Consider the following 21,406-nt stretch of genomic DNA (forward strand, 5'->3'; position numbering starts at 1 on the left):
AGGAGGAGACGTGGCAACATCCCCCGACGGCTCGCAGCCCTACTGGGCCCATGGCTACGGCCAGGGCCGGCCTCAGGGGCAGGGCGACGACGCGCCCGCGAACCCGTACGACTTCCCCTCCGGGCCGGGCGGCGGACAGCCGTACCAGGACCCGGGCCAGTACCCGGGCCCCTACGGCCACCAGCCGTACGAGCAGCAGCCCTACCAGCAGCCGCCGGCGCCGAGGATCGAGCCGGTGCAGCCTCCGCAGCAGCGGAAACCGGCTGCTTCCGGCCAGGGCTCCGGCAACCCGCTGGTCCGCCCGTACGCCATGACCGGCGGCCGCACCCGGCCGCGCTACCAGCTCGCCATCGAGGCGCTGGTGCACACCACGGCGGACGCCGCACGGATGCAGGGGCAGCTGCCCGAGCATCAGCGGATCTGCCACCTGTGCCACGAGATCAAGTCGGTCGCCGAGATCTCGGCACTCCTCTCCATACCTCTTGGTGTGGCCCGGATCCTTGTCGCCGACTTGGCGGAGGCCGGGCTTGTCGCCATCCATCAGCCCGGCGGCGACGAGAACGCCGGGGGCCAGCCAGACGTGACACTGCTCGAAAGGGTGCTCAGTGGACTTCGCAAGCTCTAACGGCGGAGCGGCCCGCTCCACCACCAGCGCGAAAATCGTGGTGGCGGGCGGCTTCGGCGTGGGCAAGACCACGTTCGTCGGAGCCGTATCGGAGATCAACCCGCTGCGCACCGAAGCCGTCATGACCAGCGCATCCGCCGGCATCGACGACCTCACCCACACCGGCGACAAGACCACCACCACCGTCGCCATGGACTTCGGCCGCATCACCCTCGACCAGGACCTCATCCTCTACCTCTTCGGCACCCCCGGACAGGACCGCTTCTGGTTCATGTGGGACGACCTCGTCCGCGGCGCCATCGGCGCCGTCGTCCTCGTCGACACCCGCCGCCTCGCCGACTGCTTCCCCGCCGTCGACTACTTCGAGAACAGCGGCCTCCCCTTCGTCATCGCCCTCAACGGCTTCGACGGACACCAGCCCTACGCCCCCGAAGAAGTACGCGAAGCCCTCCAGATCGGCCCCGACGCCCCCATCATCACCACCGACGCACGCCACCGCGCCGACGCCAAAAGCGCACTCATCACCCTGGTGGAACACGCCCTGATGGCGCGCCTGCGCTAGCGGTACCCGGCTCCACACGCCGACGGCCCCCGCCCTTCCCGGAGTTCTCCGGAGGGGACGGGGGCCGTCGGGGTGTTCGGGGTGGCTCAGCCCTGCCAGCTGTGCGGGGCGCGGAAGCCGGGCGTGCGCTCCAGGCGGCGCCAGCCGGCCCGGTCGCGGCCGCGGTTACGGGCGGCCGGGGCGGGCTGGGCGGCGGCGCGGGCCATCAGGAGGGCGGTGATCGCCGCCAGCTCCTCGGGCTCGGCGTGGCCCTTCTCGACCCGCAGGAACTGCTCGGGGGTGGCCGGAACGGTGGGTGTGGCCATGGGGATGCTTCTCCGTGTTCTGGTGAGTCCGGTCGCCGTCACTGGGGCGGGTTGCCGTGCTTGCGGGAGGGCAGGTCGGCGTGTTTGGTGCGGAGCATGGCCAGGGAGTCGATGAGGACCTGGCGTGTCTCGGCGGGGTCGATGACGTCGTCGACGAGGCCGCGTTCGGCCGCGTAGTACGGGTGCATCAGCTCGGCCTTGTACTCCTTGACCATGCGCGCGCGCATCGCCTCGGGGTCGTCGGCGGCGGCGATCTGGCGGCGGAAGATGACGTTGGCCGCGCCCTCGGCGCCCATCACGGCGATCTCGTTGGTGGGCCAGGCGTAGGTGAGGTCGGCGCCGATGGACTGGGAGTCCATGACGATGTAGGCACCGCCGTACGCCTTGCGCAGGATCAGCGAGATCCGGGGCACGGTGGCGTTGCAGTAGGCGTAGAGGAGCTTGGCGCCGTGGCGGATGATGCCGCCGTGCTCCTGGTCGACGCCCGGCAGGAAGCCGGGCACGTCCAGGAGGGTGACGATCGGGATGTTGAACGCGTCGCACATCTGCACGAACCGCGCGGCCTTCTCGGACGCCTCGATGTCCAGCACACCGGCCAGGGACTGCGGCTGGTTGGCGACGATGCCCACGACCTGGCCGTCCAGGCGGGCCAGGGCACAGATGATGTTCCGCGCCCAGCGCTCGTGGACCTCCAGGTAGTCCCCGTCGTCCACCAGCTCCTCGATGACCTTGGTCATGTCGTAGGGGCGGTTGCCGTCGGCCGGGACGAGGTCGAGGAGTGCGTCGCCGCGCCGGTCGGCCGGATCGGTGGCCTCGGCGGCGGGCGGGTTCTCCCGGTTGTTCTGCGGGAGGAGCGAGAGGAGGTAACGGACCTCGGCGAGGCAGGTCTCCTCGTCGTCGTAGGCGAAGTGGCAGACGCCGGAGGTCTCGGCGTGCACATCCGCGCCGCCCAGACCGTTCTGGCTGATCTCCTCACCCGTGACCGCGCGCACCACATCCGGGCCGGTGATGAACATCTGCGAGGTCTCACGGACCATGAACACGAAGTCGGTCAGCGCCGGGCTGTAGGCGGCCCCGCCCGCGCACGGGCCGAGCATCACGCTGATCTGCGGGATGACACCGGACGCCCTCGTGTTCCGCTGGAAGATCCCGCCGTACCCGGCCAGCGCCGAGACGCCCTCCTGGATGCGGGCGCCGGCGCCGTCGTTGAGGGAGACCAGCGGAGCACCGGCCGCGATGGCCATGTCCATGATCTTGTGGATCTTCGTCGCGTGGGCCTCACCCAGCGCCCCGCCGAAGATCCGGAAGTCATGCGCGTAGACGAAGACCGTCCGGCCCTCGACCGTCCCCCACCCGGTGATCACACCGTCCGTGTGAGGCTTCTTCTGCTCCAGGCCGAAACCGGTCGCCCGGTGCCGGCGCAACTGCTCGACCTCACGGAACGAACCCTCGTCCAGCAGCAGCGCGATCCGCTCACGAGCGGTCAGCTTCCCCTTGGCGTGCTGCGCCGCCGTCGCCTTCTCACTCGGACCCCGCTCGGCCCGCTGGCGCAGGGCGTGGAGCTCGGCCACGCGGCCACGGGCGTCGGCGGGCTCGCTCCCGGACTCAGCTGTCTCGTCCAAAACGGTCATGTAGCGACTCTACGAACCCGGCCCCCGAGAACCTGCCGTCGACTCCTCACAGTCTCCGGGCCGTTTTCCTGGAGCGGTCTCACAGGCGGATTGGGGTACGCAGCGCATTCGACTGCCGGGAGGGGGTGCGCGTTATGGGGTTCCGACAAAGGCCGGCGGATCACGGTCCTCTCACCCACCCGTAGGGACCCCACAAGCGGCTGCGCCCGGACGAGGGGCGTCGCACGGCACGGGTCCGCCCGCCGAGGGTAGCGGCGGACGGACCCGGGAGGAAAACGGTGGCCTGCGAGGCGGGTCAGCAGCCGCCGCAGTTGTAGTAGGTCACGTCCCAGTGGTTGCCCTCGTTGGCGTAGACGTTGCCGGAGCCCGACTGGTACTGGGCGGCGCCGTCGCCGCGCTGGCCGATGTAGGTGAAGGTGCCGGTGACGTAGTTGTTCAGGCAGGTGCTCTTGGAGAAGTCGAGCTTGTAGCCGTTCCAGTGCGAGTAGGTGCCGCTGGCGTGGCCGGTCTCGGTACCGCCGGTGATGTTGATGGCGCAGCCGCTCGCCGACTTCAGGGTCTGGGCGCCCTGGGCGGTGGCGAGATTCAGCTGGTCGAAGGAGGTACAGGTCGAGACGTTGCGGTTGGAGCAGCCTCCCGAGGACGACCAGGTGATGCCGGAGGAGGAGAAGCGCGAGGTGGCCTGCGCGTGGGTGATCTTGGTGGCGGCCACGCCGACCTCGGCCGCGGTGGAGGCGGGGGCCGGTGCGGCGGTGGCGGCCGTGGCGGTGCCGATGACGCCGAACCCGGCTCCGGCGACGAGGGCGAGGGCGCTCAGCGCCGAGCGGATCTTCATGGGGGTCCTCCTTGCGGGGCGCGTGCGGCGCACGCGGCGGTGGGGGGTGCGTGGGAGTGGTGCGGAGGCCGTGCGGGGCGGGGCAGACGCATCGTGCCCGAGTTCTACGCGGGTCACCAGAGGGCCTTACCGATCATTTCCGGCCAACTAGGGGGCGCGTTCGGCGCGCGTGAATCCGCCTGGAGGGCCGCGCCCGAAGACGGCCGGACGGAGGATGTTGAAAGTTGAACCGAAACGCGTTACCTTCGAACTCGTTGAAACTTCAACATCTCCTCCCCGCTCCGGAGACCGCCCGGAGCACGTCCCCAAGGAGCACCCCATGGGCATCTTCGGCCGCAAGAACGAGACCACCGACGCCACCGCCACCGCCGTCAACCCCGACCTGGCCGCGCTGACCGGCACGTACACGCTCGACCCGACGCACACCACGATCGGCTTCGTGGCCCGGCACGCCATGGTCACCAACGTCAAGGGCGGCTTCGGCGACTTCACCGGCACGCTGACGCTCGACGGCTCCGACCCGTCCAACTCCACCGCCGAGATCGACGTGGCCATGGACTCCGTCGACACCGGCAACGCGGACCGCGACGGCCACCTGAAGAACGCCGACTTCTTCAAGACCGACGAGTTCCCGAAGATGACCTTCCGCTCGACCAAGGCGGAGGCGCTCGGCGGCGACGACTACCGGATCACCGGCGACCTGACCATCCTCGGCACCACCCGTCCGCTCTCCATCGACCTGGAGTTCAACGGCTCCGCCAAGGACCCGTTCGGCAACGAGCGCGTCGGCTTCGAGGGCACCGCCTCGATCCTCCGCTCCGAGTGGGGCCTGACCTGGAACGCGGCGCTGGAAACCGGCGGCGTCCTCGTCTCCGACAAGATCAAGCTGGTCTTCGACATCTCGGCGATCAAGAACGCCTGACGCGGACCGGCCCCCAGGGGCACCGGGGCCCGAGAGCCCTACCGAGCGCGCCCGCCCTCCCTGCCGGAGGGCGGGCGCTCCCGCGTACGTGCCCGCCGGCCCGGCCCCCGCACCGCCCACCCTTCGAGACGCCACTTGTCGCGAACCTGGCAAAGTCAGCAGACTGGCGCGCATGACGGGACACGCGCATCTGAGCCGTCGACTCCACGTCGACCTGGCGTACGCGTGCTCGGCCCTCTGTCCGGCCGCCTCCGTCCAGCGGCCGTAACCGGTCCTCCTCCCTCCCCGCGCCGCCGCGCGCCCGCTCGCCGCCCGCCCCGCGCGGGTGGTGCGCCCCGCTGCCCCGCTCCCCTGCCGCCCAGGAGTCCTTCCGCCATGTCTCCACGCCTGCCCCGGTCCCGCTCCGCCCGCCGTACGTCCCGGAGTGCCGCCTTCGCGCCCGCCCTGCTGCTCGCCCTGGCGGGTGCTCCGGCCGCCCAGGCCGCGCCGGGCTCCGAGGAGTTCGGGCCGTTGCCGCCGCACAACCCGTTCACGGGGCCGCAGGGCTCCGCGACCATGCACGGCGACAGCGGCTCCTCCGACGCCACCCCGTTGCCCGGCCCCGGCGACGGGCCGCTGACCTCCACCAGGACCGCGCTCCAGTCGGCCTGCCCCACCGTCCTGGTCGGCTCCGACGGCTACCCGGTGGCGCTCTGCACCCCGATCCTCGGCCAGGTGCCGACCGTGCACCTCCTCGACCCGGCCACGGGCCGTTCGCTGACCTCGCTGAAGATCGCCAAGGGCTCGCTGCTGGGCGGGGTCTACGCCTACCTCGACGACCAGGACCGGCTGGTCGCGGTCGACGGCGAGCGCGCCCTGCTGCGCATCGGACACCGGCGCACGGCGGGCGGCGACTGGGAGCTGTACGTGGCGCGCTCCCTCTCGCTGCGGGACGCCGTGCCGGAGGGCGACGCGGTGACGGGGCTGTCGCCGGACTGGGAGGGCCGGGTCTGGTTCGCCACCGGCGGCGGCACCGTGGGCACCGCCGACGACGCGACGGGCACGGTGCGCAGCCTGGCCCTGCCCGCCGGGGAACAGGTGGCCAACTCGATCTCCACCGCCCCCGAGGGCACCGCCGTCTCCACCACCCACGCCACCTACCTGCTGACCGCCGGCGCCGACGGCACACCGCGCGTGGCCTGGCGCCAGGCGTACGACCGGGGCCCGGCCCGCAAGCCCGGCCAGCTGAGCTGGGGCACCGGCTCCACGCCGACCTTCTTCGGCCCCGCCACCGGCACCGACTACGTCGCCTACGTCGACAACGCCTCCCCCACCGTCAGCCTCCAGGTCCGCTCCACCCGCACCGGTGACCTGGTCTGCGACCGGCCGGTTCTGGCGCAGGGCGGCAGCGGGAGCGAGAACTCCCCGATCGGCGTGGGCCGTTCGGTCTTCGTGGCCAGTACGTACGGCTACCCCTACCCGAAGCTGCCGGACGGTGCCGGTCCCAGCGTCCCGGCCGACGCGCGGTTCCGGGGCGGCCTGAGCCGGGTGGACGTGCGCGCCGACGGGTCCGGCTGCGACCTGCGGTGGGAGAACGACAGCCGCTCCTCGGCCGTCCCGACCCTCTCCACCGCCGACGGCCTGATCCACACGGTCGTCCGGCGCCCCCTGATCCCGGGCACGGACACCACGAGCCTGCTGGACCCGTACGCCTACGTGCAGCTCGACCCGGCGACGGGGCGGGAGGTGCGGGCGCACCACCTGGGGGTCGGCTCGCTCTTCGACACGCTCCAGATGGTCGGCAACTTCGCGCCGGGCGGCGTCGTGTACCAGGGGACGATCACCGGCGTCGTACGGATCTCCGCGCGGTGAGCCGGGGTGGCGGGCGGTGCAGAAACGATCACCCGGTGACCGCCGTGCATGCGCTGGTCACACCCCCCGCGCGCCCCGCACGTTCGGGTGATGCCGAGGGTGGCGCGGGTGGGGCCGGGTAACTGACGGTCGGAGCCGAAGGGTGGGCGCGTGGGTGTGCGGGCGGAGCGGATGCCGCCGGCGCACCCCGGCCGACGCGCCTTCTGCTGACCCCTCGGCGCCACCCACCGCCCTCTCCTCACCACTCACCGCCGGGGTCGTCTCCCCGCTCCGGCCGGGGGTGGTCGGAGGGGGCGGTTCAGGGGGAGACGCGGTAGCCCGGCACGGAGGGCCAGCGCACGGTCATGACGACGGACGGCTCCTCGGCCTCCCAGGAGTGGTCGACGCCCTTGCCCCAGATCACGTACTGCCCCTGCTCGCTCAGGACCACGTCCCGCTCGGGGAACTCCATCCGGAACCGTCCGCTGATGAGGACCAGGAGCGCCTGGCGCTCCTCCCCGCGCACCCAGGCGGCGCGCCGCTCGCCCGCCTCGTGGACGCCCCACTTGATCTCCACGGCCTCGTTGTGGCGCGGGTCGCCCGGTGCCTTGAAGTGGCCCATGATCCAGCCGGCGTCCAGCGCGGCCTCCTCGGGGGCGTTGCCCACGTACACGTTCTCGCTCATCCTCCGGACGGTAGTACACGTGAGGGTGGTCTCCCCGGGGGCCCGAGGGTGGCCGCGCGGGGGCGGCTTTGGTTGGGTGGGGTGGTCTGCTGACACGTTGTCGTACAACAGAGGGGGTTGAGGGACGTGAGGAGCACAGCGGAGGTCTCCGTGGCGACCGTGATCGAGGCGGAGCCGAAGGCGGTCTACGAGCGGGTCGCCGACGTGGCGTCCATGGGGCGGTGGAGTCCGGAGTGCGTGCGGACGGCGGCGGGCGTCGGCCCCGCACCGGTGGGCGCCGAGTTCAAGGGGACCAACAAGGGGCCGAGCGGCCGGAGCTGGTCGACGCGGTGCCGGGTGATGGTGGCCCGCTCCGGTGAGCGGTTCACCTTCCGGGTGCGGTTCTGGGGGATGCCGGTGGCCACCTGGGACTACCGCTTCCGCCCGGTCGGGGACGGCACCGCGACCGAGGTGACCGAGACGGCCGTGGACCAGCGCAACCGACTCCTGTGGTTCCTCGGTTCGGCGGTCAGCGGCGTCTGGGACCGCAGCGCGCACAACGCCGAGACCATGCGGCAGACCCTGGAGCGGCTGCGCGAGACGCTGGAGGCGGAGCGGCGGGCCGGCTGAGCCCCTCCCGGGCACCGGCCGTTGCCCTCTCGCGGGCGTCCGGGGGCGGCCGACCGTACGTCTGCCGCCCTCGGACCTTCCCGTGCGGTCACGCACCCCGCGACTGACGGCCCGTCCGGCGTTGTCGGTGGGGTGTGGTGGGATCGGACACATGAGCGATCACGGAACGACGGGGACCGCCGGGGACGAGGCGCGCGCCGAGGCGGTGCGGGACGCCTGGGCGCGCATCGACGCGTGGATGCGCGCCCACGCCCCGGACTCCTACGAGGTGCTGGCGCCGCCCGCCGACCCGACGGCGGTCGAGGCGGCCCAGGCCGGGCTGGGCGTCCGGTTCCCGGCGGACCTCCTCGCCTCCCTCGCCTGCCACGACGGCCTGCGCCACTGGGCCAACTGCCTGCCCCTGCGCCCGCCCGAGCCCGTCGCCAGGATCGTCGACCACTGGCAGATGTGCGTCGAGATCGACGAGGACAACCGCGCCGACGAGGACGAACCGGAGCCAGAGGGCGAGGAGCCCTGGTGGCACCCCCAGTGGATCCCCTGGGCCCAGAGCGACGGCGACGCCCAGATCATCGACATGCGCCCGGGGCCCGACCAGGGCCGCCTCGGCATGGCCTACCACGACGACTGCGGCGTCTTCGCCGACGGCTGGCCGTCCCTGGCGGCGTACCTGACCGAGGTCGCCGAGGTCCTGGAGAAGGGCGGGGCGGTGGGGGGAACGTGGGTCCCCTACCTGACGACCGAGGGGGAACTGTGGTGGTCCCTCAAGGGCGAGACCCAGCTCAACGGCGAGCCGCTGACACCGGCTCCGGCGCCTTCGGCCGGTTCCTGACACCCTGCGGGGCCGGGGCTCACGGCGCCGACTCGATCAGATCCCACCGGTTGCCGTACGGGTCCCGGAAGACCGCCACGGTCCCGTACGGCTCGCACCGGGGTGCCTCCTCGAATGGCACCCCGGCGGCGAGCAGCCGGGCATGCTCGCACGCGAAGTCGTCGACGTACAGGAAGAACCCGACCCGGCCGCCCGTCTGATCGCCGGCCCGGGCGGCCTGTGCCGGCGTGACCGCCTTCGCGAGGAGCAGACCGGCCCCGCCCCCGCCCGGCGGCACGACGACCACCCAGCGCTTGCCCGCGCCGAGGTCGGTGTCCTCGGCCAGGGCGAAGCCGAGCTGGTCGCGGTAGAAGGCGAGGGCCTGGTCGTAGTCGGGGACGACGAGGGTGATCAGTCCTAGGCGCATGGGGAGAGGGTGACCCGGCGCCGCCCCGTCCGGCAATTATGTTGAGCGCATGACACAGGGGGCGGATTGCAGCGTACGGGCGCGGGCGGAGAAGGGGCGGGCGAAGAGCGCCGGGGGTGCGCTGGCGCGGTCGTCGCTGTTGATGGCGGTGGGGACGGTGGTGTCCTCAACAACGTCGTCCTGGTGACGATGTTCGCGGCCTACCTGGGGCTGATGGCGGCGCCCGGGCGGGTGGAGGACATCACCGCGGACCAGGTGCGGCTGCTCGGGTTCGGGACGACGGCCGGGGTCGCGCTCCAGGCGCTGGCCCTGGTGCCGTTCGCGCGGGCCGCCGGGTTCCGGTTCCGGCCGCGGTTCGACTGGCGGGGCACCGGACTGGGCCGGAGTGTGCACGCGGCGAAGTGGACGCTGCTCTTCGTGCTGGCCAACCAGGTGGCGCTGACCGTGGTCACCAACTTCGCCAACGGCGCGGCGGACGCCGCCTCGGTCCGCCCGCTCGGCCACATGCTCCAGGCGTTCGGGCCGGGCCTCATCGCCTTCTCCGCCCAGTACCTGCTGCTGCGCGGCTTCTACGCCTTCGAGGACACCCGTACGCCGTTCTTCATGGCGGCCTGGATCGCGGGGGTCAACATCGCCCTGGCGAGCGCCTGTCACCTGCTGCTGCCCGCACGCTGAGCCGTGGTCGGCATGGCCGGGGCGTACACGCTCTCGTACCTCGCGGGACTCGCCCTCACCGCCCGTCTGCTGCGCCGCAGGCTCGGCGGGCGGATCGGCGCCGGAGGGCTGGGCCGCGCCTACGGCAAGCTGCTCTGCGCGGCGGTTCCCGCGGCCGGGCTGGGCTGGTGCGCCGCGCGGGCCGTCTCCGGACCGGGCGGCCCGGGTGCGGCCGGGACGTGGTCCGCCGCCGTGGCCCTGGCCTGCGGTGTCCTCTCCACCGCCGTCGCCTACCTCCTCCTCGCCCGCCTGCTCAAGGTCGAGGAGGTACGCCGGCTGCCGGGTCTGCGGTGAAGGGCGGGCCCGGTTCCCCTGGCCCGCCACCCGGACTACCGCAGGGCGACGTGGTCCCCGCTCGACGACCTCGCTCCGGAGGTCGAGTTGCCGTAGTAGGTCCACCGCCACGTCCCGGACTCGGTGGCCTTGACCGTGGTCCTGAGCCCGCCCTTGCTGTCGGACGTCACCTTCTTGACCGTCTTGTACGAGAAGGCTCCGGCGGGCTTGAACTGGAGGCTGACGGTGCGTCCGGCGTAGCCCTGGTAGGTGTGCGTGTCCCAGTTGGCCCGGGTGACGGTCCCCTTCACGGTGAGGGTCTTGCCCTTGGTCACCGGTTCCGGCGTGGCGTTGACGGTGACGCGGGTGGCCCGCTTGACCTGGAGCGGCAGGTTCTCGTCGTCCACGTCGTGGCCGCCACCGGCCAGGGAGATCCGGGCGCACGTCTTCCAGGTGCCGGCGTCCTTGTTCTTGAGGTCCACGTGGCGCGGGTGGATGTAGAGCGACAGGTTGAAGTCGTAGACCCCCTTCGCGGGGTCGACGACCCTGGGGTCGCTGCCGCCGGTGGCGCTCCAGAGCTCGTCGCCCTTCCCGAGCTTCCCCCGGTAGGGGTACACCATGGGGATGCCCTTGAACTTGAGCTTGGTCGTCATCCGCGCGGTGGCGGGTATCTCGACCTCTTCCTTCACCCCGATCACGATCGGCTGACCGTTGTTCACCGTGACCCGGGTGAAGGACACCCCGCCCTCCGCCGCCCCGGCCGGCACCGCCGCAAGCCCCGTGAACACGACCGCCGCTCCGCCGACCACCGCCGTTCTCCACATCGTCTTCCGCGTCATCGAATCCGCCCTCTCCCCCACTGCGTGAACAGGCGCGCAGGCGCCTCGGCCGGAGTTCAGATCTCGCGGCTGATGGTGGGACAGGGGAGGGCCGTGCGCGGTTGTGCCCGGGGAGGGACACGTTTTGATCACTGTGGCGGCAGTGCGGCAGTGCGGCAGTGGCGGGGAGGCGCTGTCGGTGCCGGATGGTGGGATGGACCGTATGAGTGACGACGGGGTGGGGCAGGCCGGGGCCGAGGCGGTGCGGGCGGCGTGGGGGCGGATCGACGGGTGGTTGCGGCAGTGGGCGCCGGGGTCGTACGCGCGGTTGGCGCCGCCCGCCGAGCCGGGGGCGACAGCGGCGGCGGAGGCAGCCCTGCGCCTGCGGTTCCCGGCGGAGTTGCGGGCCTCGTTGGGGTGTCACGACGGGGCCGGCGGCGAGGGGGTACTGCCGGTGAAGCCGCCGTTGTCGGCCGCCGGAATCGTGCGGTACTGGACGAGGTGGATGGAGCTCACCGAGGAGGAGCGGGAGTTCGGGGACCCGGAGGAGGAGGGCGAGCCGTCCTGGCATCCCCGGTGGATTCCTTGGGCCGAGAGCGACGGTGACGCCCAGATCCTCGACGGGCGGGAGGGGCCGGGGTTCGGGCGGCTCGGGATGAAGTACCACGACGAGGAGGGCCTCTTCGGGGACGACGCCCCGTCGCTCGCGGCCTACCTCACCGAGGTCGCGGACGTGCTGGAGAACGGGGGGTCGGTCGGTGGGCGGGTGCCGTATCCGGCGGTCAGCGGGGTGCTGTGGTGGGCCGAGGCTCCCGCCGCCCCGTCCGGCGGCCGGTGAGCCGCGCTCGCCGTGCCACTGCTCTCACCGGTCCTCGTCCCAGGTCGCGGTGTCGGGGTCGATGCCGTGGGCCCGCGCGGCGGCGTCGACGAGTCGGCGGAACCAGGTGGCGAGGCCGGGGCGGACGGCGTCGTAGTGGGCGGCGAAGCCCGGGTCCTCCTCATACATGCGGCCGAGGCAGACCTGCATCTGCCGGGAGAGGGGGAAGTAGGACGCGAAGACCTCGCGGTGGCGTTCGGCGAGGTGGTTCGCCTCCGGACTGCCGGGGGTGATACCGGAGTCCATCGCCTCGCCGAGGGCGCGTTCGAGCCGGGCGACGTCGTCGGCGACGGCCTGCCACTCCTCCGGGGTGCGGGAGGCCGAGCGTTCGGCGTACTGCCGCCATTGCGTCGTGTCCCCGTAGCGCTGACGGGCCTGGACCGGCCCGTCGGGGTTCCATCCGGGGCCGAAGATCGCGGCCTGTTGCTCGGCGGTCAGCAGCAGGCCGCGTTCGTGGGCGTCGATCATCCGGTCGAGTCCGGCGCCGAGTTGCCGGAGGCGGTCGATCCGGGCGGCGATCTGGGCGCGTTGCGCGCGCAGGGCGGCCGGTACGTCCGTGGCCGCGTCGTCGAGGACGGCGCGGATCTTGTCCAGGCCGAGGCCGAGTTCGCGGTAGACGACGATGCGGTGCAGGCGTTCCAGGTCGGGGGCGGTGTAGAGCCGGTATCCGGCGGGCGTGCGCAGGGAGGGCCGGGCCAGGCCGATCTCGTCCCAGTGGTGGAGCGCCCGGACCGTCACGTCCAGGCGCGCCGAGACCTGACCGACGATCAGGCCCTCGGCGTCCGTGGTGTCAGGCATGCCGCTCATTGTCGCCCGGCATCTCGCCGGGCGGGGTGATGCCGATGGCTTCGAGGTTGCGTGCCTCCTGGGTGTCCGGGTCGAAGGGCTTCGCGGCGGTGAAGACGATCCGCGCGTTCTCGGGGGTGATGACTTCCACGTCACGGGTGTTCCAGGGCGTGTCCCGCGGCCCCTCGACCGCGTCCGGACGCAGCGCACGGCATGCCTCGACGAGGGAGTCGACCTGGCTGAGCACGCCGGAGAAACTGAAGCTCATCGCCGGCGGCTGTTCCGGAACGCTCTCCGCCGCCACGAGAAGTACGTCCTGGAACGCCCATCGGCGCAGATGGACGAGGGTGCCCGGGATGCTGAACAGCTCGAAGAAGCCGAGCCCCCGCGTCCAGAACTCCACCGATGCCGCCAGATCGGTCGTCGGGATGTTCACGAAGGCGGGCATTCCGTAGATGCCGCGAAACGGCTCCGGCGGGACCGCGTCGGGCCCGGGAGAGGGCACGGGGCTGATCTCGAACGCGTTGTAGTAGGTGTCGTCGCTCATGTGCCCCAGCCTCCGGCCTCACGCAACGTGAGGGTCAAGCCGGGATCGTGCCTCCTCCGGACCCGGGAGAAAAAACCGGGCATCCGGGGCCACGCCCGTGCCAGGCTGGCCGCATGACGACCTACCGCCGAAAGGCCCGTGCCGCGTAAGCCGCCGGGAAGGGTGCGGACCGGACTCCCCCGGCCGCGCAGGCCCTACGAGAAATCGCCCGTGATCGACGGGCTGTCGGCCGGAACGCTCGCCGAGCTGGCCCGGCTGGAGCGCACGCGCACCTGTCTGTGGCCAGGAGCCGTGTCCGAGGCCGTACGCGCCTGGGCCGAGCACGTACGGCTGCCGCGCGGCCGCACCTGGCCCCACCCGGGACACGGCGCCTGTTGCTGCTGCCCCGACCCGTGGGAGTCCCGGGAACTGCTCGACCAGGTCGCCCGCGCCCTGTCCCGGCGCGGGGCGCGCGAACTGCGGCGCGTACTGGCGGCGCACGACCAGCTCTGGGACCCGGCGCCCCGGACGTACCGGGGCGAGGGCCCGTGGTGAGGCCGGCGCGCCCCCGGCGGACCCTCGCGGACCTCGCCCCGGTTCCGGCCGTCGCGGCTCAGGGCGACAGCGGACGGGGCTACTTCCCCGTGCAACCGACCCCCACGGGACGGAAGGAGCACCAGACGCTCTTGCCCGGGTTGCGCTCCCCCACCCCCCAGTCGTCGGCGAGGGCGGAGACCAGAAGCAGGCCCCGGCCGGACTCGGCCTCGTCGCCGGGGGCGCGGGTCGCGGGGTGCCCGTCGCCACTGTCGTGGACCTCGACGCGTACGCCCCCGTCGTCGGCCCGGAGCACGAAGAGCCGGAAGCCCCGGCCGGGCGGGACGCCGTGGAGCAGGGCGTTGGTGGCCAGTTCGCTCACGCAGAGCAAGACGTCGTCGCGGCGCACGGGGGCGTCCCACTCGTCCAGCACGGCGGCGGTGAAGTCCCTGGCCGCGGGGACGGATCGGCGCTCGCGGCGGTAGAAGCGCTCGCAGTGCGCGGGGAGTCCGGTTTCGGTTTTCACCCTCCTACGGTCACCCAACGTCACTAGCCTTGTGCAGGGCGTCGACCCGTACAAATCCGTTGTACGGGCCGTGTCGGGTGCGCGACGGGGCGCGTCGGGAGATGGAGTGCGTATGCAGCAGCGGAAGAAGTCCAGCAAGAAGGTCACGTCGTGGGAAGTGGTGGGGGCCCAACTGGCCGAGTTTCGGCGCTCGGCCGGACTGACCCAGCCGCAGTTGGCTGACACAGCCAAGGTCGGGGAAGACACGCTCGCCTCGATCGAGCAGGGTCGGCGGCGGCTCAAGGCGGACTTGGCCGAGCTGCTGGACACGATCCTCAACACCAAGCGGGCGCTGGCTACGGCGGTGTCCAAGATTCCGGATCGGGAGCGGTATCCCGCGTTCGCCCAGGACTTCGTGGAGCACGAGCAGGAGTCAGTGACGTTGCTCTCGTACGAGAACCAGGTGATCCCCGGCCTCCTCCAGACACCCGCGTACGTCACCACGCTGTACGCGAACCTCTATCCGCCGCTCAGCTCGGCCGAGACCGATGAAGCCATCCAGGCCAGGCTTGACCGGCAGGTTCTCCTGGAGCGCGAGGAGCCCCCGATGATGAACTTCATCATCGAAGAGTGTGTGCTGCACAGGCACATGGGCGAACCCGAGATGATGCGGCAGCAGATCGTCCATCTACGCCGATGCGCCGATCTCCCGTTCCTTGGGCTTCAGGTCATGCTCACTGACACGGATGCCCACGCCGGACTGGCGGGCCCCCTCGTCCTCCTTGAAACGCCCGATCACGATCACCTCGCTTACATCGAGGGGCAGCACAATGGCTTCCTCGTGGACGACCCGAATATGGTCAGTTCCTACCAGCAGGAATATGGGATGCTGCGGTCGCAGGCCCTCTCTCCCCAAAAGACCAAGCGCCTGCTGGACACACTGTTGGAGTGACATGACCGGCGTAGCCCCTTCCCGCGAACCCATGAAGTGGTTCAAGTCCAGCTACAGCAGCAACGCGGGCGGCAATTGCGTCGAAGTCGCCGCCCACCCCACCGCCGTCCACGTCCGCGACTCCAAGGTCCCGGCGGGCCCCGTCCTCGACGTCGCCCCCGCCGCCTGGGCGGCGTTCGTACACGCGACCGCCGGTCCACTCGTATGACAACACCGCCGTCCGGCTGACGGGTCGGGCGGGCGGGTAGTGATCGGGCCGCCGGTATCACCGTGTGGAAGGCTCGACCGTGACACAGCCCTTTGTCCTGCCCGATTTCTACGTGCCGTACCCGGCGCGGCTCAACCCTCATCTCGAAGAGGCGCGAGCCCACGCCCGGGAGTGGGCGGACGAGATGGGGATGCTGGAGGGGTCGGGCGTCTGGGACCTGGCCGACCTGGAGGCCCACGACTACGCGTTGCTCTGCGCGTACACGCATCCGGACTGCGACGGTCCGGCGCTGTCGCTGGTGACCGACTGGTATGTGTGGGTCTTCTTCTTCGACGACCACTTCCTGGAGCTGTTCAAGCGGACGCAGGACCGTGAGGGCGCGAAGGCGTACCTGGAACGGCTGCCGGCGTTCATGCCGATGGATCTGGCCGACGGGTTCCCGGAGCCGCAGAATCCGGTGGAGGCGGGGCTCGCCGACCTGTGGGCGCGGACGGTCCCGGCCATGTCCGAGGACTGGCGCCGCCGCTTCGCCCTCTCCACGGAGAACCTGCTCAACGAGTCGATGTGGGAGCTCTCCAACATCAACGCGGGGCGCGTCTCCAACCCGCTGGAGTACATCGAGATGCGCCGCAAGGTCGGCGGCGCGCCCTGGTCGGCCGGGCTGATCGAGTACGCGGCGCGGGCCGAGGTGCCGGAGGCGGTGGCGTACTCGCGGCCCCTGCGCGTGCTGACCGACGCCTTCTCGGACGGCGTCCACCTGCGCAACGACCTCTTCTCCTACCAGCGGGAGGTCGAGGAGGAGGGCGAGCTGAGCAACGGCGTCCTCGTGCTGGAACGGTTCCTGGAGTGCACGACGCAGGAGGCGGCCGAGGCCGTCAACGACCTGCTGACCTCGCGCCTTCAGCAGTTCGAGAACACCGCGCTGACCGAACTGGGGCCGCTCTTCGCCGACAAGGGGCTGAATCCGGCCGAGTCCGCCTCGGTGCTGGCGTACGTGAAGGGGCTCCAGGACTGGCAGTCGGGCGGCCACGAGTGGCACATGCGCTCCAGCCGGTACATGAACGAGGGCGCGGTCGACGGGGAGGCCGCGCCGCCGACGCCGGGCGGGTCGCCGGGGGCGCTGGCGGCGGCGTTGCTGGCCGGGACGCTGGGCACGTCGGCGCTGAACGTGGGGGCGTTCTTCGGGCGTCCGGCGCGGCAGCGGGCGCGCAGCTTCTCGCACGTGCCGTACCAGAGGACGGGGGCCTCGCTGCTGCCGGACTTCAAGCTTCCGTTCCCGACGCGGCTCTCCCCGGCGCTGGAGCAGTCCCGGGTGGACACGGTCGCGTGGGGGCACCGGATGGGGCTGCTGGTGCCGCAGCCGGGGGTGCCCGGGTCGGACGTGTGGGACGAGGAGGCGCTGGCCGGCTACGACTTCCCGCTCTGCGCGGCCGGGCTCCACCCGGAGGCGGACCTGGAGGAACTGAACCTCGCCTCCCAGTGGCTGACCTGGGGCACCTACGGCGACGACTACTACCCGGCGGTCTTCGGCCGTACCCGGAACTTCGCCGGGGCCAAGCTCTGCACCGACCGGCTGCGCGACTTCATGCCGGTCGAGCAGCCCTCGGCGGGACCGGTGCCGACCAGCGCGCTGGAACGGTCGCTCGCCGACCTGTGGGTGCGGACCGCCTCCGCGATGCCGGAGAAGGCGCGCCGCGAGTTCCGGCAGACCATCGAGGTGATGCTGGACAGCTGGGTCTGGGAGCTGGACAACCAGTCCCTCGGCCGCATCCCCGACCCCATCGACTACATGGAGATGCGCCGCGCCACCTTCGGCTCCGACCTGACGATGAGCCTGTGCCGCCTGCGCCACGGCAACATCGTCCCCGAGGAGGTGTACCGCTCGGGCACCGTCCAGGCGATGGAGAAGGCCGTCTCGGACTACGGCGCGCTGATCAACGACGTCTTCTCGTACCAGAAGGAAGTGGAGTTCGAGGGCGAGATCCACAACGCCGTCCTCGTCACGCAGAACTTCTTCGACTGCGACTACCCGACCGGCCTCGCCTACGTGGACGCGCTGATGAACGCGCGGCTGGAACAGTTCGAACACATCGTGGCCCACGAACTCCCCGTGCTGTACGAGGATTTCCAGCTGGACGGCGCGGCCAGGAAGGTGCTCGACGGGTATGTGCGGCAGCTGGAGAACTGGCTGTCGGCCATCCTGACCTGGCACCGGGGCTGCAAGCGGTACAAGGAGGAGGACCTGAGCCACCACTCCCCCGGCGTGCGGCGGGTGATCGAGGCCGCGCCGCGCGGGATCGGGCCGAACGGGCTCGGCGCCTCGTCGCTGGGTACGGCGGCGGCGCGGGTGTTCGCCGGGGGGTGACGGCAGCGGGCCGGGTGAGCGGCTTCGGCGGCGTCAGAAGCCTCCGCCGAAGTCGCCGCCTCCGCCCCCGAACCCTCCGCCGTCACCGAAGCCGCCTCCGCCGCCGAAGTCACCGGGGTCGAAGTCGGAGCCGGAGACGTCGCCGCCCTCGTAGCCGCCGCCCGCGCCGCCGTCGCCGAAGCCTTCGGCCGAGCCGTAGTCGGCGGCGTAGGCGGGGCTCATCATCATGTGGCCGAGCATGGTGCCGACGAGGATGCCGGGGAGGATGCCGCCGCCGAAGTAGCCGCCGGCCCAGGGGCCGTACGCCGGTCCGGCCTCCCAGTACGGGCGCCGGCCGCCCCCGTCGGACTCGACGGTGCGGATGTCGGGGGCCTCGCCGCGCTCCAGCCGTGCCTGGTCGGCGGCGCAGACGGGTACCTCGCGGGGCGCGCCGCCGGCCGGGGCCCAGGTGACGTCGTCGACCGAGAGGCCGTGGCGCGGGTCGAAGAAGCACGGCGGGCGGCGCACCGGCAGCTCACGGCCGCTGCGCCGGGCGTCGAGCACGGCGAGCGCGAACCGGCCGTCCTCCAGCGCCTTGGTCACCTCCCGCACGTCCTCGGGCTTCTGGGCGCGGTCCATGAGCGACTTGGCGTTCTCGTACGCGTCGAGCCCGCGCTCGTAGTCGCCGCGCATCTCGTCGGTGGCCCCGGACTCGTACGGGCTGAAGTCGAGCCGCTCCAGCTCCTCACCGAACGCGGTGATGTCCTCGTCCACCACGACCCGCAGCTTCGCCAGCGCCTCCTGCTGGGCCTGCTCACGCCGGATCCTGCGCCGCCTGGTCAGCGTGTACGCGGCGCCGCCCACCACCACGACGGCGATGCCGAGACCGAGCCACGTCGCGCCGGAGACGCTGTTCTGGGAGGACCAGGAGGTGGGGGCGCGGCCGCCCATGTTCTGGGTGGCGTTGCCCACGAGGCCGGTGAGCTGTTCGTCGGCCGGGGTGGTGTCCTGGAAGCGGGATTCGAGGTTCTGCACGGCCTGCTGCGAGAGAACCGATTCGTCGGCACGGACGTGCAGGTCGTCACCGATGCGCAGGACGTACAGGCCGGTGATGCCGGTGTCGCCGCGCAGGTCGTTCATGGTCTGGTCGACGTCGTCCGTGAAGGTCGCCGGGAGGACCGCGACGAAGATCGCCTTGTCGCTGTCCTGGATCTCCTGCGAGAGGTCACGCGCGTCGGCGTCGGAGAGCTGGTCCGAGACGTCCGGGTCCACGAAGACGGGGCCGTCGCGCCACGCCTTGGCCACCTCGGAGACGGTCGCGGCGGCGGGGGCCTGCGGCGCCGCCCGCACGGGTGCCGCGGCGGCGGGCCTGCCCTGGTCCGGTGCGGCGACGGCGGGCGCGGCCGTCGCTCCGGCGGCGCCCAGCACGAGAAGAGGCCCGGACGCGATGAGAGCGCCCCGGCGTATGGACTGGCGGACTACGGCTCGCCTCATACCTCCACGCTAACCCGGGTCGCGGCGAAGCGCCGCGGACGGGCGGCGGGGCGGTACCGGGCCCGCCGCCCCCGGGCGTACGCGCTTCGGCCCTACTACTCGGCGGGCTCGACCCCGGCGCGGAGCAGGCCGTAGGTGTAGGCGTCCTCCAGGGCGTGCCAGGAGGCGGCGATGACGTTCTCCGCGACGCCGACCGTCGACCACTCGGCGTCGCCGTCACCGGTGGAGATCAGGACACGGGTGGTGGAGTCGGTGCCGGAGCGGCCTTCCAGGATGCGGACCTTGTAGTCCCGCAGGGCGAACTTGGCCAGCTCCGGGTAGATCCGCTCCAGGGCGACGCGCAGGGCACGGTCCAGGGCGTTGACGGGGCCGTTGCCCTCGGCGGTGGCGAGGAGGCGTTCGTCCTTGGCCCAGAGCTTCACGGTGGCCTCGTTGGCGTGGGTGCCGTCGGGGCGGTTCTCGGTGATCGCCCGCCACGACTCGACGCGGAAGAAACGGGACGGGGCGGCGTCGCCCGCGCCGTCGGCGCCGCGCCGCAGCTCGTCGCGGAGCAGCAGTTCGAACGAGGCGTCGGCGGCCTCGTAGGAGTACCCGGCCAGCTCCCGTTCCTTGACGCGCTCCACGACGCGGCCGACCAGGGCGCGGTCCCCGCCGAGGTCGATGCCCAGCTCCTTGCCCTTCAGCTCGATGGAGGCGCGGCCGGCCATGTCGGAGACGAGCATCCGGATGCGGTTGCCGACCAGCTCCGGGTCGATGTGCTGGTACAGGTCGGGGTCGACCTTGATCGCGGAGGCGTGCAGTCCGGCCTTGTGGGCGAAGGCGGAGACGCCGACGTAGGGCTGGTGGGTGGAGGGGGTCAGGTTGACGACCTCGGCGATGGCGTGCGAGATGCGGGTCATCTCGGCGAGCGCGCCCTCGGGGAGTACGGTGCGGCCGTACTTCAGCTCCAGGGCGGCGACGACCGGGAAGAGGTTGGCGTTGCCGACGCGCTCGCCGTAGCCGTTGGCGGTGCACTGGACGTGGGTGGCGCCCGCGTCGACGGCGGCGAGGGTGTTGGCGACGGCGCAGCCGGTGTCGTCCTGGGCGTGGATGCCGAGGCGGGCGCCGGTGTCGGCGAGGACGGTGGCGGTGACGGCCTGGATCTGCGCGGGCAGCATGCCGCCGTTGGTGTCGCAGAGCACGACGACGTCGGCGCCGGCCTCGCTGGCGGCGCGGACGACGGCCTTGGCGTAGGCCGGGTTGGCGGCGTACCCGTCGAAGAAGTGCTCGCAGTCGACGAAGACCCGGCGGCCCTGGGCGCGCAGGTGGGAGACGGTGTCGCGGACCATCTCCAGGTTCTCGTCGAGGGTGGTGCGCAGGGCCAGCTCGACGTGGCGGTCGTGGGCCTTGGCGACCAGGGTGACGACCGGGGCGCCGGAGTCGAGGAGCGCCTTGACCTGGAGGTCGTCGGCGGCGCTGCCGCCCGCGCGGCGGGTGGCGCCGAAGGCGACGAGCTGCGCGTGGCGGAAGGTGATCTCCTCGCGGGCGCGGGCGAAGAACTCGGTGTCGCGCGGGTTGGCGCCGGGCCAGCCGCCCTCGATGAAGCCCACCCCGAAGTCGTCCAGGTGCCGGGCGATGGTCAGCTTGTCGGCGACGCTGAGGTTGATGCCCTCCCGCTGCGCGCCGTCGCGGAGCGTGGTGTCGAAGATGTGCAGGGGGCGCTCGACGGCGGCGTCGGCGGCGGCTGACGGGGCGGAGGCGGGGGCTCCGGCGGGCGTCGCGGCAGGTGCGGGGCGCGCCCCGTCGTCGCCCCGTACGTCGCGCGCGACCTGCGGTTTCGTCGCGGCCGACGGGGCGCGCTCAGCGGGTTCCTCGGGGGTGGCCTGGCTGGTCATGCGGTGGTGACTCCTGTCGGGTGAGTGGCTCCGGAATGCTTGGCTCCACTTGCCCCCATCCTCTCGTGCGCCTCGCCGCGGCCCGGTCGGGGCCGACAAACGAAAAGACCCCTCGCGGGTGCGAGAGGTCTGCGCGCGGGTCTGGGGCACGGTGGCCGCGTCGCACGTGGTGGTGCGGGGCGGTCACTGCGGACCGGCGCGCCTGCTGCCGATAATCATGGCGAACGTGGGCACGGGGGCAGTCTTCCACAGAGACACCCCC

The 21,406-nt window shown here is 72.0% G+C and carries 22 protein-coding genes and 1 pseudogene; 12 read left to right on the forward strand and 11 right to left on the reverse strand.

Features of this window, described 5'->3' with window-relative positions; genetic code table 11:
• The first annotated feature begins 10 nt into the window (after nucleotides 1–10).
• Nucleotides 11–625 (forward strand): DUF742 domain-containing protein, encoded by a 615-nt coding sequence (locus tag OIM89_RS06735; RefSeq protein ID WP_151168002.1) that lies wholly within the window; start codon nucleotides 11–13, stop codon nucleotides 623–625.
• The gene (locus OIM89_RS06740) at nucleotides 606–1,187 is read left to right on the forward strand and encodes a GTP-binding protein (protein ID WP_015507042.1); all 582 of its coding nucleotides are present in this window, start codon (nucleotides 606–608) and stop codon (nucleotides 1,185–1,187) included. The genes OIM89_RS06735 and OIM89_RS06740 overlap by 20 nt, the downstream gene beginning before the upstream one ends.
• A gap of 86 nt (nucleotides 1,188–1,273) precedes the next feature.
• Here the strand turns inward: OIM89_RS06740 and OIM89_RS06745 are convergent, their stop codons facing one another.
• From OIM89_RS06745 to OIM89_RS06755, 3 genes are all read right to left on the reverse strand, one after another.
• On the reverse strand, nucleotides 1,274–1,492 hold the full coding sequence (locus tag OIM89_RS06745; protein ID WP_264491067.1) for an acyl-CoA carboxylase subunit epsilon: 219 nt from the start codon (nucleotides 1,490–1,492) through the stop codon (nucleotides 1,274–1,276).
• A gap of 38 nt (nucleotides 1,493–1,530) precedes the next feature.
• Entirely contained in the window at nucleotides 1,531–3,123 is a 1,593-nt protein-coding gene (locus OIM89_RS06750; RefSeq protein WP_151168005.1) for an acyl-CoA carboxylase subunit beta, read from the reverse strand.
• Between the two features lie 295 nt (nucleotides 3,124–3,418).
• Nucleotides 3,419–3,958 (reverse strand): hypothetical protein, encoded by a 540-nt coding sequence (locus OIM89_RS06755; protein ID WP_195730309.1) that lies wholly within the window; start codon nucleotides 3,956–3,958, stop codon nucleotides 3,419–3,421.
• A 319-nt stretch (nucleotides 3,959–4,277) separates the two neighbouring features.
• On the opposite strand from OIM89_RS06755, the gene OIM89_RS06760 reads away from it, so the two are divergent.
• Nucleotides 4,278–4,880 (forward strand): YceI family protein, encoded by a 603-nt coding sequence (locus OIM89_RS06760; RefSeq protein WP_030700181.1) that lies wholly within the window; start codon nucleotides 4,278–4,280, stop codon nucleotides 4,878–4,880.
• Between the two features lie 375 nt (nucleotides 4,881–5,255).
• Nucleotides 5,256–6,731 (forward strand): hypothetical protein, encoded by a 1,476-nt coding sequence (locus OIM89_RS06765; protein WP_247860131.1) that lies wholly within the window; start codon nucleotides 5,256–5,258, stop codon nucleotides 6,729–6,731.
• 298 nt (nucleotides 6,732–7,029) lie between these two features.
• Here OIM89_RS06765 and OIM89_RS06770 read toward each other — a convergent pair whose 3' ends face one another.
• Complete coding sequence (locus OIM89_RS06770; protein ID WP_175458497.1) at nucleotides 7,030–7,395, reverse strand: signal peptidase I; 366 nt, start codon at nucleotides 7,393–7,395, stop codon at nucleotides 7,030–7,032.
• Between the two features lie 126 nt (nucleotides 7,396–7,521).
• Between OIM89_RS06770 and OIM89_RS06775 the strand changes: the two genes are divergently transcribed.
• Together OIM89_RS06775 and OIM89_RS06780 are read left to right on the forward strand one after the other, a co-directional pair.
• Nucleotides 7,522–8,004: an SRPBCC family protein gene (locus tag OIM89_RS06775; protein WP_030700183.1), complete on the forward strand. Its 483-nt coding sequence runs from the start codon at nucleotides 7,522–7,524 to the stop codon at nucleotides 8,002–8,004.
• A 151-nt stretch (nucleotides 8,005–8,155) separates the two neighbouring features.
• Nucleotides 8,156–8,833, forward strand: coding sequence for an SMI1/KNR4 family protein (locus OIM89_RS06780; protein WP_226964459.1), 678 nt, complete (start codon nucleotides 8,156–8,158; stop codon nucleotides 8,831–8,833).
• A 19-nt stretch (nucleotides 8,834–8,852) separates the two neighbouring features.
• Here OIM89_RS06780 and OIM89_RS06785 read toward each other — a convergent pair whose 3' ends face one another.
• On the reverse strand, nucleotides 8,853–9,239 hold the full coding sequence (locus OIM89_RS06785) for a VOC family protein (RefSeq protein ID WP_226964458.1): 387 nt from the start codon (nucleotides 9,237–9,239) through the stop codon (nucleotides 8,853–8,855).
• Nucleotides 9,240–9,401: 162 nt separating this feature from the next.
• On the opposite strand from OIM89_RS06785, the pseudogene OIM89_RS06790 reads away from it, so the two are divergent.
• A pseudogene (locus OIM89_RS06790) lies at nucleotides 9,402–10,247 on the forward strand (lipid II flippase MurJ); the annotation flags it as partial.
• Between the two features lie 35 nt (nucleotides 10,248–10,282).
• Here the strand turns inward: OIM89_RS06790 and OIM89_RS06795 are convergent.
• Entirely contained in the window at nucleotides 10,283–11,065 is a 783-nt protein-coding gene (locus OIM89_RS06795) for a hypothetical protein (protein WP_264491068.1), read from the reverse strand.
• Between the two features lie 202 nt (nucleotides 11,066–11,267).
• Here OIM89_RS06795 and OIM89_RS06800 point away from each other — a divergent pair, with 202 nt between their 5' ends.
• The gene (locus OIM89_RS06800) at nucleotides 11,268–11,882 is read left to right on the forward strand and encodes an SMI1/KNR4 family protein (protein WP_264491069.1); all 615 of its coding nucleotides are present in this window, start codon (nucleotides 11,268–11,270) and stop codon (nucleotides 11,880–11,882) included.
• Nucleotides 11,883–11,906: 24 nt separating this feature from the next.
• Here the strand turns inward: OIM89_RS06800 and OIM89_RS06805 are convergent, their stop codons facing one another.
• Together OIM89_RS06805 and OIM89_RS06810 are read right to left on the reverse strand one after the other, a co-directional pair.
• A complete protein-coding gene (locus OIM89_RS06805; RefSeq protein ID WP_264491070.1) occupies nucleotides 11,907–12,719 on the reverse strand; it encodes a MerR family transcriptional regulator in 813 nt (270 codons plus the stop codon).
• Nucleotides 12,712–13,254: a VOC family protein gene (locus OIM89_RS06810; RefSeq protein WP_030699494.1), complete on the reverse strand. Its 543-nt coding sequence runs from the start codon at nucleotides 13,252–13,254 to the stop codon at nucleotides 12,712–12,714. The genes OIM89_RS06805 and OIM89_RS06810 overlap by 8 nt, the downstream gene beginning before the upstream one ends.
• A gap of 210 nt (nucleotides 13,255–13,464) precedes the next feature.
• Between OIM89_RS06810 and OIM89_RS06815 the strand changes: the two genes are divergently transcribed.
• A complete protein-coding gene (locus tag OIM89_RS06815) occupies nucleotides 13,465–13,788 on the forward strand; it encodes a hypothetical protein (protein ID WP_247860133.1) in 324 nt (107 codons plus the stop codon).
• Between the two features lie 79 nt (nucleotides 13,789–13,867).
• Here OIM89_RS06815 and OIM89_RS06820 read toward each other — a convergent pair whose 3' ends face one another.
• Entirely contained in the window at nucleotides 13,868–14,293 is a 426-nt protein-coding gene (locus OIM89_RS06820; protein ID WP_030699495.1) for an ATP-binding protein, read from the reverse strand.
• 112 nt (nucleotides 14,294–14,405) lie between these two features.
• Here OIM89_RS06820 and OIM89_RS06825 point away from each other — a divergent pair, with 112 nt between their 5' ends.
• From OIM89_RS06825 to OIM89_RS06835, 3 genes are all read left to right on the forward strand, one after another.
• A complete protein-coding gene (locus tag OIM89_RS06825) occupies nucleotides 14,406–15,224 on the forward strand; it encodes a helix-turn-helix domain-containing protein (RefSeq protein WP_226964455.1) in 819 nt (272 codons plus the stop codon).
• 1 nt (nucleotide 15,225) lies between these two features.
• Entirely contained in the window at nucleotides 15,226–15,432 is a 207-nt protein-coding gene (locus OIM89_RS06830) for a DUF397 domain-containing protein (protein WP_030699497.1), read from the forward strand.
• A gap of 79 nt (nucleotides 15,433–15,511) precedes the next feature.
• Nucleotides 15,512–17,797: a terpene synthase family protein gene (locus OIM89_RS06835; RefSeq protein ID WP_264491071.1), complete on the forward strand. Its 2,286-nt coding sequence runs from the start codon at nucleotides 15,512–15,514 to the stop codon at nucleotides 17,795–17,797.
• Nucleotides 17,798–17,830: 33 nt separating this feature from the next.
• On the opposite strand, the gene OIM89_RS06840 is transcribed toward OIM89_RS06835, so the two are convergent.
• Both OIM89_RS06840 and cimA read right to left on the reverse strand, forming a co-directional pair.
• Nucleotides 17,831–19,204, reverse strand: coding sequence for a hypothetical protein (locus OIM89_RS06840; protein WP_226965563.1), 1,374 nt, complete (start codon nucleotides 19,202–19,204; stop codon nucleotides 17,831–17,833).
• A 161-nt stretch (nucleotides 19,205–19,365) separates the two neighbouring features.
• Nucleotides 19,366–21,144 carry a citramalate synthase gene (gene cimA, locus OIM89_RS06845; protein ID WP_226964453.1) on the reverse strand — a complete coding sequence of 593 codons (1,779 nt, stop codon included), beginning with the start codon at nucleotides 21,142–21,144 and terminating at the stop codon, nucleotides 19,366–19,368.
• Nucleotides 21,145–21,406 lie beyond the last annotated feature (262 nt).

The organism is Streptomyces sp. BI87 (genome assembly GCF_025957665.1).
GTDB lineage: Bacteria > Actinomycetota > Actinomycetes > Streptomycetales > Streptomycetaceae > Streptomyces > Streptomyces albidoflavus.

Excerpts from the sequence above, each read along its gene's own strand:
- OIM89_RS06760 (WP_030700181.1), top strand. The coding sequence starts at position 4,278 with ATGGGCATCTTCGGCCGCAAGAACGAGACCACCGACGCCACCGCCACC.
- OIM89_RS06830 (WP_030699497.1), top strand. The coding sequence starts at position 15,226 with ATGACCGGCGTAGCCCCTTCCCGCGAACCCATGAAGTGGTTCAAGTCC.
- OIM89_RS06765 (WP_247860131.1), top strand. The coding sequence starts at position 5,256 with ATGTCTCCACGCCTGCCCCGGTCCCGCTCCGCCCGCCGTACGTCCCGG.
- cimA (WP_226964453.1), bottom strand. The coding sequence starts at position 21,144 with ATGACCAGCCAGGCCACCCCCGAGGAACCCGCTGAGCGCGCCCCGTCG.
- OIM89_RS06750 (WP_151168005.1), bottom strand. The coding sequence starts at position 3,123 with ATGACCGTTTTGGACGAGACAGCTGAGTCCGGGAGCGAGCCCGCCGAC.
- OIM89_RS06785 (WP_226964458.1), bottom strand. The coding sequence starts at position 9,239 with ATGCGCCTAGGACTGATCACCCTCGTCGTCCCCGACTACGACCAGGCC.
- OIM89_RS06800 (WP_264491069.1), top strand. The coding sequence starts at position 11,268 with ATGAGTGACGACGGGGTGGGGCAGGCCGGGGCCGAGGCGGTGCGGGCG.
- OIM89_RS06780 (WP_226964459.1), top strand. The coding sequence starts at position 8,156 with ATGAGCGATCACGGAACGACGGGGACCGCCGGGGACGAGGCGCGCGCC.
- OIM89_RS06745 (WP_264491067.1), bottom strand. The coding sequence starts at position 1,492 with ATGGCCACACCCACCGTTCCGGCCACCCCCGAGCAGTTCCTGCGGGTC.
- OIM89_RS06810 (WP_030699494.1), bottom strand. The coding sequence starts at position 13,254 with ATGAGCGACGACACCTACTACAACGCGTTCGAGATCAGCCCCGTGCCC.
- OIM89_RS06795 (WP_264491068.1), bottom strand. The coding sequence starts at position 11,065 with ATGACGCGGAAGACGATGTGGAGAACGGCGGTGGTCGGCGGAGCGGCG.
- OIM89_RS06825 (WP_226964455.1), top strand. The coding sequence starts at position 14,406 with ATGCAGCAGCGGAAGAAGTCCAGCAAGAAGGTCACGTCGTGGGAAGTG.
- OIM89_RS06770 (WP_175458497.1), bottom strand. The coding sequence starts at position 7,395 with ATGAGCGAGAACGTGTACGTGGGCAACGCCCCCGAGGAGGCCGCGCTG.
- OIM89_RS06805 (WP_264491070.1), bottom strand. The coding sequence starts at position 12,719 with ATGCCTGACACCACGGACGCCGAGGGCCTGATCGTCGGTCAGGTCTCG.
- OIM89_RS06755 (WP_195730309.1), bottom strand. The coding sequence starts at position 3,958 with ATGAAGATCCGCTCGGCGCTGAGCGCCCTCGCCCTCGTCGCCGGAGCC.